We start from the raw sequence: 13931 nt of genomic DNA, 5'->3' as shown, positions 1-13931 counted from the left end.
GGATCGACTTAGAAACGATCGAAGCGATAAGGGCTGGGATCGATGATGGGCGCGTGCCCGCTGACAATATCCGCCGCCAGGTGACCCGCCGCCGGTGAAGTACCAAAGCCGTGCCCGGAAAAACCGGTGGCCACGGTCAGGCCGGGAATTTGCGCGACCGGGCCTATTACCGGGTTGGAATCCGGGGTCACATCGATGGTGCCTGCCCAGGCTTGAGCGATCCGGGCTTGCTCGAATACCGGCCAGGCCGCCTTGAGGTTGTTCATCGCATCATTGTTCAGCCGCGGGTTGGCGGCGGGGTCTTGCGTGCGTACACGCTCGAACGGGCTGATGCTGTCGGCCGACCAACGCCGGGGCAGCGCCAGGTCGTTGAAAAAATACTTGCCCAGCGACACGTTCAACACGCTGCGCTGCGCACGAAATTGCGGCATGTATTGCTTGGCAAGCAACAGGTGATCGAGGGTCAGGAAGGCGTCCAGCTTGCCACGCTGGGTAATGATGAAGCCGCCGTCCTTGTGTTTGCGAAACGAAAAGTCCGGCGCGCCCACGGCAATTTCAGTAGGGCCCTGCATCGGATGGGTACGCAACACCGAGCAGGTCAAGGCCAGCGTCGGCAAGGACACACCGAGGTTGCCCAAAAAACGCCGCGACCACATACCGCCGGCGAGCAATACCTGATCGCAGCGGATCTCGCCTTTTTCAGTAACCACGCCACTGACTTTGCCGGCAGACATCTGCAGCGTACGCACCGCACATTGCTCGATGATCACCACGCCCAGGGCCATGGCCGCCTTGGCAATCGCACTGCTGGCCAGGGTCGGCTCCGCACGCGCGTCGGACGGCGTGTAGATCCCGCCGGCCCAGTCGCCCTCGCCGCCCGGCACCAATTGTTCGATCTCGCGTTTGCTCAGCAATCGAGAATCAAGGGACAGATGCTCGACCGACTTGAGCCAACCTTCATGCATGGCCATTTGCGTGTCGTTGCGGGCGACAAACATGATGCCTTCTTGCCGATAGCCCACATCCGCGCCCACCCGCTCGGGCATTTGCGCCCACAAGCGGTCTGCGGCCAGGGCCAGCGGTATATCGTGCGCGTGCCGGCTGGTCTTGCGCACCCAGCCCAGGTTTCGCGAGGACTGCTCGCCGGCAATACGGCCTTTTTCCAGCACCACCACCGGAATATTGCGTTCGGCCAGCGTCAGTGCAGCCGTCAAGCCGATGATGCCGCCGCCGATAATGACGACGCAGGTCGCAGTGGGAAACACGGTGGACGTATCCACGGGCGCAATCGTCGGGGCCATGATCAAGACTCGATAAGCAATTAAGGTCAGCCGCGCACGCGCACAGCCACGTAACGGGTTACTGCGACAGGCGAATGACGTCGACTTGCGCCTTGGAAGCGTTGCGATAAGCCGTCACTTCCAATTCCACCTTGTAGACCGTCGAGCCCAGCGGCGGGCACGTAACGGTGCTGGCCGGATCGACGCCGCGAAACTTCTCGCCGATCAAGGCCATCACCGCCGGCACATCCTTGGGGTCTTGGATGAACACGCGCGAGCACACCACATCGGCCAGGCTGGCATCGACGGCGGCCAGCGCGGTTTCGATGTTGGCGAAGACCTGGTGCGCCTGCTCGAGGACGTCTTCCGGGATCAATTTGGTTTGAGGGTTACGGCCGGCGGTGTTGGAAACATAGATCCAGTTGTCCACCACCACCAGGCGCGAATAGCTGGCTTGGTCTTCAAACGGGGAACCGGTCTTGAGCTTGATGATTTTTGTCATGTCGAAGGTCTCTTCAGTTGTATAGGAAATGGCTCAGCGCAGCTCCGGGGTTTCCCACAGATTCAGTTTCACGCCGATGCCTCTTTCGATTGCATTGCGGTACACCACGGTGCCCCAGGCCACGTCTTCCACGGGCATGCCGCCGACCGACATGATGATGATTTCTTCATCGTTCCTGCGCCCTGGGGCATCGCCGGCAATGATCTTGCCGATGTCTTCAAGCTGTTCGGGTTGCATCGTGCCTTCGGCGATCATGTCCATGAAACGCACCCCGATCACCGGCACGCAGTGGTGGGCAGGCTTGGGCAATTCTTCGAACCAGGCTTCGTAGAGGCCGGTGTTGTCCAGCACCTTGCGCACGTCGGCACGCTCCATCCCTTCATCCAGGGAGCAGGATGCCGGCATCGCCATGAAGGCCCCCGGTTTGACCCACTCGCGTTTAACGATTGGGTAGATTGAGGGGTCGCCCGTCTTACCGGAGCTACAATAAGTAACAAGGTCGGAATCACGGACCACTTCTTCGAGGCTATCGACCACTTTAATCGTGGTTACCTGGGGGTAGGTTTCCTTCACCCAGGCGATAAAATCGTTCAGGCTTTTCTCGCCTCGGCCCTTGATCTTTAACGTATCGATTTGCGGGCAAACGGCGATGAATGCGGCGAGCGTGGTCTTGCCCATCACACCCGGGCCGAGCAGACCGACCACCGTTGAATCCTTGCGGGCCAGGTGCCGCGCGCCCACGCCGGGGATCGCGCCGGTGCGATAGGCCGACAGCAGGTTGGCGGACATATGCGCCAGCGGCGCGCCGGTGTCGGGGTCGTTGAGGGTGAACATCAGAATCGAGCGGGGCAGGCCTTTTTCGCGGTTGGCAATATTGGAGCCGTACCATTTGACGCCCGCAGTGCAGAAATTGCCGCCCAGGTAGGCCGGCATCGCCATCATGCGCCGGTCAGCGGTGGGCTTGGGCATGTTCGGGAACGGCGAATCCTTCGGGAATATCACAATGGCGCCGTGGGAATCATTGTTCGGCCCGGCCATGCGATAGTCGCCGCTATACAGCAGGCCGAACATCTCTTCCATGGTGTTCACACAGGCGAGCATGTCGGTCACGCCAGCGCGGATCATGTCCTGCTCGGACAGGTAGATGAAGTCTATTTTTGTAGTAATGGACATAATTATTCTCGGACTGGAGGTAATATCGCTGCGGTAGGCGCTGCTCCCACGCTATCGACCTTGAGTATCAGCGGGCGAATTTCGGCGGTATTGTAAATTTCGGACATCACGGTGCATTCCGCGCGCACGTACTGGCGCGATAAATGCGTGATTATTCCCGGATGTCTCCACTTGAAGGTGCTATGATGGTCAACCTGTGCGCGCCGACGCTGCGGCACCACACCGCGTACGAACAACCCTGGTTCGTGCTCAACTCATCGCGGTATTCGGTAGTGCCTTCCGATCACCCGGCGATTTCGCATTTCTATGCCTTTGACGTTGCCGACTCGGCCGACCTGCTGGCGGTCCCGGATGGCTGTGTGGACATCGTGTTCGACTGTGATGCCACGCGCCCCAGCGTGAGGATTTGTGGCACGCCGTTGGAGGCGCAGCGGGTCCAGTTGCTGCAGGGTCATCATTACTTCGGCGTGCGCTTTTCGCCGGGGGTGATTCCGGGTTTCATCAACGTCTTGGCCGAGGACCTGACCGAACAGGAATGGGACCTGCTGGAAGTGTCTGCATTTGCCCAGCGCATTTTCGAGAGCATCGTCCAGGCCCCGCAGTTGCAGGAGCAAATGAAGCTGTTCAACGACTACCTGATCCCGCGCTTGATGGGCAGGACCTCAAAGCTGACGGCCATGGTCATTCAACAGGCGCTCGCCCACCGCGGCGACCTGCGCATCCAACAGCTTGAACACCTCAGTGGCTACACCAGCCGTAGCATTCATCGCCAGTTCAGCCAGGACACTGGCCTGTCACCCAAGACCTTCTGCCGGATCATCCGCTGCCAGGCGGCTCTGGAAACCCTGAATACCCAGCACGATGTATCGTTTTCGGAACTCGCCCTGGACCTGGGCTTTTCCGATCAGTCGCACTTCCTGCGCGACTTCAAGAAACTGGTCAGTACAACGCCCTGCGAATACCAACGCACAATGCTGCGAAACGCCTATAACGAGCGCATCAGCTTCGCCTGAAACCCCGCCCTCCCTTCCCTCGCCGGGAAATTAAGTTTCGGTCTCCATCATTTCTCCATAAACCCTACGCTGAACGTGCATGCTGATGAGGCATCATCCAATCCGTTGCTGAAAAACTGCGCACCGTTGCAGCATTGAGCCACGGCATAGCACATCGACCGAGCAGACCATGACTGAATCATCCCTTGCATCGAGCGCCAACCAGGCGCTGATCCTGATCGCCGAAGACGAGCCGGAGATTGCCGATATCCTCGCGGCCTATCTCAAGCGCGCCGGCTTTAAAACCGTGCATGCGCAGGACGGGCGGCGCGCGCTTGAGCTGCATCAGGCGCTCAAGCCCGATCTGGTGCTGCTCGATGTGCTGATGCCGAAGCTGGACGGCTGGATGGTGCTGGCGGAAGTTCGTCATCGCGGCAACACGCCGGTGATCATGCTGACGGCCCAGGATCAGGACATGGACAAGCTCATGGGGCTGCGCATAGGCGCCGATGACTACATCGTCAAACCCTTCAACCCGGCGGAGGTCATCGCCAGGGTCCAGGCAGTACTGCGCCGATGCGCCGATCAGGGACATGGCAGCGGCCACAGTGTGCTGCGCGTCGGCCCATTCGAGATCGACATCGACAACCATGAGGTAAGCGTGCGCATCGGCACGCAAAAACAGCCGTTGCAACTGACGGTGACCGAATTCAGGTTGCTCGCGCAGTTGGCAAAGTCGCCGCGTCGAGTGTTCAGCCGCGCCGAACTGCTGGTGCTCTGCTCACCTGAGAGCGACAGCCTGGAGCGTACGGTCGACAGCCATATCAGCAAATTGCGCCGCAAGATCGAAGACCTCGGCATGCGCGGCGTGCCGGCCAGCATCCGGGGCGTCGGCTACCGGTTCGGGAGCCAGGCATGAACGTCAGCAACAGCATGAGCCGGCAGATCATCTTGTCGATGACCGCCGTGGTGCTGTGTGTAATCGCACTCGCGGTCGTCGGCACCTACGTGTTCTATGCATTGCTTTGGACCCTGTCGCCCCCGACGCAGCTGGAGCTGGAGGCGGATGAATGGTTGCCCAGTGGCGTAGAATGGGCCTGGATGAGCTTGATTACCTGCGTCAGCCTGGGCGTCGGCGTGGCGGTGGCCGTCAAATTGTCCCGACGCATTCTCATGCCGCTGAACTCGGTGGCGGCCAGTCTGCGCAGCCTGGCCGACGGCGACCTGGATGCACGGGCAGTGGCGCCAGACGTTTCTCCGGGCGAAGCTGCCCGCCTGGTGAATGACTTCAATAGCATGGCGAACCGATTGAAACGCATGGCCGAAGAACAAGCCTTCTGGAACGCCGCGATTGCCCATGAACTGCGCACCCCGCTGACCATCCTGCGCGGCCGTCTGCAAGGCCTGGCCGAGGGTGTATTCAAGCCTGACACTTCGCAGTTCTATAGTCTCCTCAGCCAGGTCGAAGGGTTGACGCGCCTGGTTGAAGATCTGCGCGTGGTGGGCATGGGGGATAACGGCTACCTGAAGCTGGAAATCAAGCATGTCGAGCTGGCCGACGCGCTGGAGGCCGAAGCGCGGTTGTTCGAACCCAGCCTGAACAGTGCCGGTTTCGTCCTGCTGCTGGACCTGCGCAAGGGCCCCGTGCACTGCGATCCCGCCCGCATCCGCCAGGCCTTGCTGGCACTGCTGGACAACATCCGCCGGCATGCCACGCCGGGCAACGTCAGCGTTCAGCTCGGCAGTGACGAGCGCGGCAATTTCCTGAGGGTCGCGGATGAGGGTCCGGGTGTCGACGAGCCGTTCGCCGCCCTTATTTTCGATGCGTTTCAGCGTGGCGACAGTTCGCGTTCCCGCGCCCAGGGCGGCAGTGGCCTGGGCCTGGCCGTGGTGCGTTCGATCGCGCTGGCCCATGGCGGCGCCGTGGCCTGTCGAACACTTGTAAATGGCGGCACTTTATTTGAACTCAGTTGGCCAACGGCAACCCTTTTGAATATCGAACCCTGACAACCTTGAAGCGAAGTTTGCTCTATTAACACCCACCAAGGTGATGGCATGCGTCTCCGTATCTCTTTATTCAAAAGAGCAATTAAATATCGCCACTTTGCCTTACTGGACCTACAAGGACGTTGTATCGCATTCATGAGTTGCGAAGAAATCCCCAACAGAGGTGAATGGATGGAAGTCGAAGCAGTCAATCTCGCCTGGCTCAATCAAACGCTGCCAGGCCTTGAACGCCGGGCAGCGATCAGCCACACCGTGTAATGCCTGGCACCCTTGTTTAACGTTCCAACGTGGATAACTGTTATGCCGACACTGCATTCAGCGCGGATGCCTATCGCCCTTAAACAACTGGAAGCGTCACTGACGCTCTACACATTCAAACTCAAAAAGGTGCAGCGCTTCTGTATTCCCCTGCAAAAGTACGCGCCTTCTTGTGTCTTGGCCCTGTGGCTGTTGGGCGTATGTGCATCGCTGATAACCCAATCCTATTATCACTGGCTGCTGACAGCGCCGACCATCTGCATCCTGATCACCCTGGAAATCATCATCGAAGAAGTCCAGATCGATCTGTTGTTGATGACCGACGAAGCGCGTCATCGGCTCGGCATCTCCCGCGACTTTCATCAACGCGCAACGCGCGACACAGGTGCACCATGGCATCCGTAACACCGCCGATTCTGCTCGAAGAAAGTAAAAAACTGGGACAGCAATCTGCCAGCCAGACCCTCAAGGCCATCGCCAGGGCCTATCCCGGTAAATTGTTCGGCACCTTATCGTTGGTCGCACTGGAAAATGCGCTGCTGCTGGCCTACCCGCTGTTCGCCGGGTTTGCCGTGGACTCGATCATCCGCGGCGATGCCGCCAGTGCATTGTGGTATGCCGCCGTGGTATTGGGCTTCTGGGTGGTTGGCGCGGCGCGGCGGGCGCTGGATACGCGCACCTTTACGCGCATCTACGCCGACCTTGCGGTACCGGTAATTCTCAACCAGCGCCTGCAACGCCACAGCACCTCCAAGGCGGCGGCGCGGGTGGTGCTGGCGCGCGACTTCGTCGACTTTTTTGAAAAGCACGTGCCGACAATCGCCACCGCGCTGGTGTCGATCGTCGGGGCGGCGGGCATGCTGTTGGTGATCGAGCCCTGGGTCGGCCTGGCCTGTCTGCTGGCGTTGCTGCTATGCGTCACGCTCATGCCGGGCTTCGCGCGGCGCAACCAACGCTTGCATGAGCGCTTGAACAATCGGCTGGAAAAGGAAATCGGCCTGGTGGAAACGGTCGGGGCGCATACCTTGCACCGCCACTATCAGGTGCTGTCGCGGCTGCGCATCGGGCTATCGGACCGTGAAGCAGTGGCGTTCCTGTCCATTGGCATTCTGGCGGCGCTGCTGTTCGTGGTCGCGATCACCCAACTGGCCTTGGCGCCAGCGGTGAAAGCCGGGCATATCTACGCGGTGATGACCTACCTGTGGACCTTCGTCAGTTGCCTGGATGAAGCGCCTTCGATGATCGACCAACTGGCGCGGCTCAAGGACATCGGCAAGCGGGTGGACCCAGGCCTGGCGGATTCAGCGCGGTGACCTGCGCGTTTCCGACGGCGATTCGCCGAACAGCTCGCGGTAATGCGTGGCGAAATGGCTCAGGTGAAAAAAACCCATGGCCACGGCGATTTCACCGACGTTTTTCTTGCTCGGGCAGGTTGCGATCAGGCGTCGCCTGACCGCGTTGAGACGCAAATTGCGCAAGTACTCTACTGGCCGCATACCGGTCACTGCCTGAAAACTGTTCTGCAGGGTTCTGCGACTGACGCGCAACTGCTCGCAAAGGTCCAGGATGCTCAGCGGGGTATCGCCACTGGCAATGATCAATTCCTGGCTGCGTCTGACCAAATAGGCGCTGACCGCGAAATTGCCACGCCGGCCACGCACTTCGTCGCCTGCGTGGGTGAACAGATCGAGGAACGCACCGAGCAGCTCATCTTCCAGGATTTTTTCCGACGCCGGGCTGATGGCGTCCGCGTGTTCCAGAAAGTGACGAAACAATAGGTGAATGCGCTGACGAATGCGCAGCAGTGACGGTTCATCCACGTTAAGCGCGGGCACGCTGGTCAAACGCTTGAGCTGATCATTGGATAACTCGAAAGCCGCCAGTTTGGCGAAACGCACGGCATCGACGTTGAATGCAAAAAAATGCGTGCCTTGCGGCGCATGCAGCACGAACTCTTCGGCATCACGCAGCAGCACCACGCTTTGCGCGCTTACCCGTTGCCCCTGGACCACCGGAGGGTTGCCCAGTGACATGGCTGCGCACAAGCGGCCCTGGGGCGAACGGCCATGCTGCACCACCCGCTTGTCCAGCACCTCCTGGAAGATCTGGAAGCGATCACCGGTCAGTTGCCGCAGCTCACTGGTCAGGCAGCCGCGACCGAGCTGGTCATAGACCTGCTGCCAACCCTGGATCGAGCCGGCGTGCTGTTGAGAGTCATTGAAGGTTCGGACTTCAGCGAGCATATTCGTCATTCCTCGGCGGCCGGGTTCTTGCTTTTGGCCTGAAGGTGGCTCAGTCATCCGTGACATCGGTTGGCGTTACACAGGCGCAACGTCCGCCTGGAAAACCAAAGCCAGTTCCGTGCCAAGCATGTGCAGATGATAAGTGCCTGGGTGAATATCCATCGGCGCCAGTAGCGCACCGGAAAGCACCACCTGCCCGGCCTCTACGCGATGACCATCGGCCAGCAAGCGCCGCACCAGCCAGCACAGGTTGAACAGGGGGCTGTCTTCTCGGTCCTGGGTATCGCCGCTGCCCAGATACACACCCTCATGCTCCAAGTGATACGCCACGCACGCATGCCGGACAGGATCGAACGGCACAGGCTGCCCTACACAGTACAGTGCCGCGGCGGCGTTATCGGCCAGGAACGCGCCAAGCCCGAAATGCCAGCCCTGCCAGCGACAGTCGGCGATCTCGAACGCCGGCGCCACCTCGGCGATGGCCGCCAGAATCTCCTCATCCCCGTAGTCGCCCGCTACCAGCGTGCGCCCGAACACAAACGCCAGTTCGACCTCAAGCTTGGGCTGAATCAACCGCTCAAATGACACCGTGCTGCCCGGCTCGACCTCCATGACCGCCGTGAGGCCGCCATACACCGGCTCGTCGAGGCCAAAGCGCGCTTGCGCCGCGCGGCCTGCAAAGGCGACCTTCCAACCGCTCAGCCGCTCGCCGCCGGCCTGGCGCCGTGCCAGCCCCTGAAGCTGCAGACCGTAGCCTTCCAGCCGGTCCAGCGCCTCGGGCGGCAACGGTGAAATGGGCTGGGCGGTGCGCCAGGCCTCGTACAGTTGGCCGAGCAGTGCGTTGGCGCCACTCATGAAAGTTGCTCCGCCAGTTTGCGCAGTACGCCATCAAGCCGCTCCGGAGTGGTAATCGCCGCGACAAATCGGTCCGGACGCACCACCACGATGCAGTCACGCACCTTGGAGAACCATTCGCCCAGGCGGTTATCCACGTCCTCCACACTCACGGCGTCGCTGGCCGTCAACGGCTGGTTTCGGCCCACGCCGCTGCGCGACCGGTTGACCTGGATGAAACAGGTGCCCCAACGTGCCCAATAATCCGCCATCGGTTCGCTGAGGTGCTCGCGCGGATTCACGCGGTAACCCAGCACGGCATAGCTGTTGCCGAGGACTTCGTCCAGGCGCCGGCGCTGACCTTGCGCATCTTCGATATTCGGTTGGATGAACAGTTGCCCGACTAGATCATCCTCACGCAATTCGGCCCGCTCGTGATAGACCAGCCCTTTGGTGATGGTCGCCTTGGGTTTGAACTTGAACTCCAGCAAGTGCGAACGCAGGTTGTCGACGCTGTTGACTGCCTGGAACAGCCAGTCGCGCACGCCTGCCATCAGCGGGTTGGTCAAGCCAAGGACGGCGCCCATATTGTCGGCCAGGGCTACCAGTTCAGTGGCGTGACCACGGCGTTCCTGGTCGTAACTGGCCAGGATCGAGGGCGCCGCACGCCCCTGGATAATCGCCGCGAGCTTCCAGGCCACGTTGGCCACATCGCGCAGGCCGGAATTAAGGCCTTGCCCGGCCCAGGGCGGAGAAATATGCGCCGCATCACCCACCAGCGCCACACGCCCTTCGACAAAGCGCGCCGCGACGCGCGAGTGGTGGGTATAGGCACGAATGCGAATGACATTGAGGTCGTTTACGGCATCGCCGATATGCCCGTGGATCAGCTTGCGAATCGTTGCCTCTTCGCACATTTTCGCTTCGTCCTCGCCCTCCATCAGCATGAATTCCCAGCGCCGCTGCTGGTACGGCAAATAGATGCACACGAAAGGCCGCTGCGGATCGGCATGCAACGCGGTGTAGGGTGCGTCCAGCGTGTCGTTGGCTGTATCGACCACCACCCATTTGCGTGGATGGGTCAGCCCCAGCAGTTCGATACCGAGTTTTTTACGCACCGTGGAGCGACCGCCGTCGGCACCGATCACATAGTCGGCTTGAAGCTGGTAGGTCTCGCCGTCGGCACCGCGCACCTGCAGGGTCACGCCCTGATCGTCCTGCGCAAGTTCGAGCAGTTCGTGGCCCTGGCGCAACTCGACGCTGGCGCGCTGCCCGAGATGCTCACGCAAGGTGCCTTCGAGCAGTTGCTGCATGAAAATATTGCGCATCGGCCAGCCGTAGTGGGCAGCACTTGGCTTGACCTCGGCGAAACACACGCCGCGCGCGTTGTAGTAGCGCAGCGGCACATCGCAAATCATGTCGCGTACCGCCAGTTCGGCGATACCGATGCCCTGCAACACACGCAATGCCTCATCGTCCATGCCCACGGCACGGGGATAAGGCAGGATGCCGTCGGCCAGTTCAAGGACGATGCAGTCGATACCGTACATTCCCATATAGTGCGCGGCCGTGATGCCATTGGGGCCACCGCCCACGATGACAACCTGGGTCTTCTCCTGCTTCATCGCTATTCACCGCTTTCTTGTTGTGGTTTTGATCCAATACTGCTTGATGCTGCGCCTTTATCAGTGCAGCCCGTCAATACCTTTTACATCCTCGGCCTTCAGGCCGCCCAACCGCGCATGCAAACGGCCGCGGGTGGCGAACGCCCAAATCACCACTACCTCATCAGCCGAAGGGCCGTCACCGAACGTCAGGGAGAAGCTGTCGTAATGCGAACGCACGTACAGCGCGTCTTTGTGGGCCAGCGGTACGTCGATGGTCGAACCCGGCCCGCCGCGTTTGCCGGTCGAGGGCACCCACGACTTGCCACCGCCCAGGGCGACGCGGATCGGATCGGCGGCCGGGTTGGTGAGGAACGCGTTGCCGTGCTCGTATTCTCCCGCGCTGCCCACCAGGATGGCCTTGCCATAGCTGACAATTTCATGTGCGCCGGCCAATGCCTTGATGCGCCGGCCGAACTCTTCGCCCAGCAGCGGCGACGGCTCAGTCAATTGCGAGAGGTCCTCGCTGTAGCGCCCGGCATAAGGGTTGGCGATCACGGCAGCCACGGCGTATTTGAACAGCGGCTCGCCATCGGCCAGTTGGCCACTTTCGTTGGCCAGGGTTTCTTCGATGAAGCTGTACCATTTGCGGATGTGATAGCTGGCAAAATTCGCGGTTTTCATCAGGTGAACCTCGGTTCAAATCGGGTCAAGGGGGTCAAGGGGGTCAAGCGTGATGTTGCGACTCGGCGCACGGGCGGCCTTGAAGCGGGCCTTGCCGCACGCATCGTCATGCTCTGTCTCGAGAAAGAATTCCATGCGATTGCAATCGGGGTCGTTGAAATACAGGCCGTTGCCGATTTCATGATCGGTAATTTTCACCACCTCCACCCCCTTCTTCAGCAACATGCCGTAGAGCTGGCGCAAGGTGGTCATGTCACCTTCGATTTCCAATCCGTAGTGCTGCAGGCCCAGGCCGCCCTGATGGGCGCCCGGTTCTGCACGAATCAAGGCGATGTCGTGATGTTTGGTGCCAAACGCCATCATGACCCAGCTTTCGCCCCGGGCACTTTCGTGCATGCCCAGGATGTCGGCATACCAGCGCGCCGACACATCAGGATCACTCACAAATAGCGATAAGTGAGTCCGAAGGATTTTGACTTTCATCACCGATTTCCTCAGTTTTTCTTGACGATGGATTGATGCCCGGCCTTGATCTGCGCCACGGCAGGCGTCCAGAGCACATCCGCGATCTCACTGAATTCACGCCAGTGCTTCTGCCAGCCGTCCCCACCATTGTCAGAAGTGAACAAGTGCCCATACTTGGTGCCCGCCACGATCTGGCGCGGGTTGGCCGGGTTGAAGGCAATGGCCCAGACGCAGGAGTTGGGTTGCTGCGGCAGCGGCAATACCTCCCAACTGAGGGCGGCGTTACGGGAAATCAGGATTTTGCTGGTGGTGCCGGGAGTGCCGTCGGAAATGCTCAGGTACAGCGTGTCCTCGGTGCCCGGCGGCGCGTTCATGGCGCGTATGTAGTACAGGCCGAACGCTTCCCGGCCAACAATGCCGGTCCAGGTCAAGCCTTCATCAAGGCTGCGGTAGACCGCGTTGACGCACACCACCACGATGACTTTTTCGCCATGGTTGGGCAGCACCAGGATGTTGTGGATATCCGAGTTGAAGTCCCACAGCAGGCGGTCATCAACCCGAGTCCAGCTGTCGCCACCGTCGCGGGAATGGAACAGCCCACCCTCCTCCAGGCCGAACCACACCTGATTGCGGTCGGTGGGGTCGTAGGCGAAGGCCAGCAAACGTGGGCGACTGACGCCGTCGCAGAATTCCGGGATCTCCACCGGCGCGCGATCCCAGCTCAGGCCGCCGTCCAGGGTGCGCCACAGCACAGCGCGCGAGGGCGCACCGGTACCGACAAAGATCCGCTGGGCATCCTGCGGGTCCACCGCGACCTTCCACACCGTCTCGCCGTTGAACGGCGAATCGACGCGCTGCCAGTGCCCACCGGTGTCGTGGCTGACACACAAGCCCACGTCGGTGCCGGCATAGATTCGCTCGGGCGTGTCGGGATGCACGCTCAAGGAGCGGGTGATCGCGTCGAATTCCAGGTCTTGCCCCAGGCCCAGACGATGCCAGGTCTTGCCATCGTCGGCACTGCGAATCACCGCCTGCCCGACGGTGGCGACTAAAAGGGTTCCGTTACTCATCTCTGATACTCCTCAGATATAGATGCCACGGGTCAAACCACCGTCGATGCCGATGGACTCACCGGTTACCGCGCCAGCCTTCGGCGACGCCAGGAAGCCGATCAGCCAGCCCATTTCGATCGGTGCCAGGGTGCGGCGAATCGGCGTCGCGTCGATGTAGGCCTGTTCAACCTGTTCCGCGGTCTTGCCTTGCTTGACCGCTTCGCGCTCGTACAGCTCCTGGATATGCGGGGTATCCACCACGCCGGGGTGAATCAGGTTGACCGTGATGCCCGACGGACCGAGCTGGTCGGACAGGGTTTTGGTCATGTGGGCAATCGCCAGGTTGCGCATGCCCGAGAGCACTTTGCTGCTGCGCCCGGTGAGCCCGCCGATGTTGATGATGCGACCGAAGCCGGCAGCCTTCATGTGCGGGGTCACGGCCTTGGCGCAACGGAAGTAGCCGATCACCTTGGTGTTGAGGTCCGACAGCAACTCCTCGTCGCCGGCGTGCTCGATGTCATTGCGTACCACACCAGACGGCGCGGCAGCACCGTTGACGAGGATGTCGATGCGGCCGAAATGCTTGTACGCCGCATCGACCATCTCCGACACGGCCTTCATGTCATTGGTGTCACAGAACAGCGGCAGCACTTCATTACCGGTCTGTGCCGTGATCTCTTCGGCAGCCAGTTGCAGGAACGCCATGCGCCGCGCGCAGATCACCACCTTGCAACCTTCCTCGGACAGAAAACGTGCGACTTCCTTGCCGATGCCCATGCCGCCGCCGGTCACAATTGCCACACGGCCTTTCAATTCCAGATCCATTGCCATTTCCTC

At 60.7% G+C, this 13931-nt stretch carries 16 protein-coding genes; 6 read left to right on the top strand and 10 right to left on the bottom strand.

The window, feature by feature from the left end:
- Positions 1–8: 8 nt before the first annotated feature.
- The 3 genes from C4J93_RS10560 to C4J93_RS10550 are packed head-to-tail and all read right to left on the bottom strand — an operon-like array spanning position 9 to position 2955.
- Positions 9–1301, bottom strand: a complete 1293-nt coding sequence (locus C4J93_RS10560) for an FAD-binding oxidoreductase (RefSeq protein ID WP_124362242.1) — start codon at positions 1299–1301, stop codon at positions 9–11.
- Between the two features lie 58 nt (positions 1302–1359).
- Positions 1360–1782, bottom strand: a complete 423-nt coding sequence (locus C4J93_RS10555; RefSeq protein ID WP_124362241.1) for a RidA family protein — start codon at positions 1780–1782, stop codon at positions 1360–1362.
- Between the two features lie 33 nt (positions 1783–1815).
- The gene (locus C4J93_RS10550; RefSeq protein ID WP_124362240.1) at positions 1816–2955 is read right to left on the bottom strand and encodes a tyramine oxidase subunit B; all 1140 of its coding nucleotides are present in this window, start codon (positions 2953–2955) and stop codon (positions 1816–1818) included.
- A gap of 185 nt (positions 2956–3140) precedes the next feature.
- Between C4J93_RS10550 and C4J93_RS10545 the strand changes: the two genes are divergently transcribed.
- The 6 genes from C4J93_RS10545 to C4J93_RS10520 all read left to right on the top strand — a co-directional run bounded on the left by C4J93_RS10545 (position 3141) and on the right by C4J93_RS10520 (position 7525).
- A complete protein-coding gene (locus C4J93_RS10545) occupies positions 3141–3968 on the top strand; it encodes a helix-turn-helix domain-containing protein (protein ID WP_124365135.1) in 828 nt (275 codons plus the stop codon).
- Between the two features lie 169 nt (positions 3969–4137).
- A complete protein-coding gene (locus C4J93_RS10540) occupies positions 4138–4866 on the top strand; it encodes a response regulator (protein ID WP_124362239.1) in 729 nt (242 codons plus the stop codon).
- A complete protein-coding gene (locus tag C4J93_RS10535; RefSeq protein WP_124362238.1) occupies positions 4863–5954 on the top strand; it encodes an ATP-binding protein in 1092 nt (363 codons plus the stop codon). Before C4J93_RS10540 ends, C4J93_RS10535 begins: the two co-directional genes overlap by 4 nt.
- A 48-nt stretch (positions 5955–6002) precedes the next feature.
- Positions 6003–6212 (top strand): hypothetical protein, encoded by a 210-nt coding sequence (locus C4J93_RS10530; RefSeq protein WP_124362237.1) that lies wholly within the window; start codon positions 6003–6005, stop codon positions 6210–6212.
- A 42-nt stretch (positions 6213–6254) separates the two neighbouring features.
- Positions 6255–6617: a hypothetical protein gene (locus C4J93_RS10525; RefSeq protein WP_124362236.1), complete on the top strand. Its 363-nt coding sequence runs from the start codon at positions 6255–6257 to the stop codon at positions 6615–6617.
- Positions 6605–7525 (top strand): ABC transporter six-transmembrane domain-containing protein, encoded by a 921-nt coding sequence (locus C4J93_RS10520; RefSeq protein ID WP_124362235.1) that lies wholly within the window; start codon positions 6605–6607, stop codon positions 7523–7525. The genes C4J93_RS10525 and C4J93_RS10520 overlap by 13 nt, the downstream gene beginning before the upstream one ends.
- On the opposite strand, the gene C4J93_RS10515 is transcribed toward C4J93_RS10520, so the two are convergent.
- From C4J93_RS10515 to C4J93_RS10485, 7 genes are all read right to left on the bottom strand, one after another.
- The gene (locus C4J93_RS10515) at positions 7514–8455 is read right to left on the bottom strand and encodes a helix-turn-helix domain-containing protein (protein ID WP_124362234.1); all 942 of its coding nucleotides are present in this window, start codon (positions 8453–8455) and stop codon (positions 7514–7516) included. The two genes, C4J93_RS10520 and C4J93_RS10515, sit on opposite strands and share 12 nt — an antisense overlap.
- A gap of 75 nt (positions 8456–8530) precedes the next feature.
- Positions 8531–9310, bottom strand: coding sequence for a 2-keto-4-pentenoate hydratase (locus C4J93_RS10510; RefSeq protein WP_124429281.1), 780 nt, complete (start codon positions 9308–9310; stop codon positions 8531–8533).
- Entirely contained in the window at positions 9307–10914 is a 1608-nt protein-coding gene (locus tag C4J93_RS10505; protein WP_124403729.1) for a bifunctional 3-(3-hydroxy-phenyl)propionate/3-hydroxycinnamic acid hydroxylase, read from the bottom strand. Before C4J93_RS10505 ends, C4J93_RS10510 begins: the two co-directional genes overlap by 4 nt.
- A 60-nt stretch (positions 10915–10974) precedes the next feature.
- On the bottom strand, positions 10975–11577 hold the full coding sequence (locus C4J93_RS10500; RefSeq protein WP_124362231.1) for an amino acid synthesis family protein: 603 nt from the start codon (positions 11575–11577) through the stop codon (positions 10975–10977).
- A gap of 15 nt (positions 11578–11592) precedes the next feature.
- The gene (locus C4J93_RS10495) at positions 11593–12060 is read right to left on the bottom strand and encodes a VOC family protein (RefSeq protein ID WP_124362230.1); all 468 of its coding nucleotides are present in this window, start codon (positions 12058–12060) and stop codon (positions 11593–11595) included.
- An 11-nt stretch (positions 12061–12071) separates the two neighbouring features.
- A complete protein-coding gene (locus tag C4J93_RS10490; RefSeq protein WP_124362229.1) occupies positions 12072–13112 on the bottom strand; it encodes a YCF48-related protein in 1041 nt (346 codons plus the stop codon).
- Between the two features lie 12 nt (positions 13113–13124).
- On the bottom strand, positions 13125–13919 hold the full coding sequence (locus C4J93_RS10485; protein WP_124362228.1) for an SDR family NAD(P)-dependent oxidoreductase: 795 nt from the start codon (positions 13917–13919) through the stop codon (positions 13125–13127).
- Positions 13920–13931 lie beyond the last annotated feature (12 nt).

Origin of the sequence: Pseudomonas sp. R2-37-08W (genome assembly GCF_003851705.1) — a bacterium.
Classification (GTDB): Bacteria; Pseudomonadota; Gammaproteobacteria; order Pseudomonadales; family Pseudomonadaceae; genus Aquipseudomonas.
The sequence above is the reverse complement of the archived record's forward strand: the minus strand, read 5'-3'. Positions and strand labels throughout refer to the sequence as shown.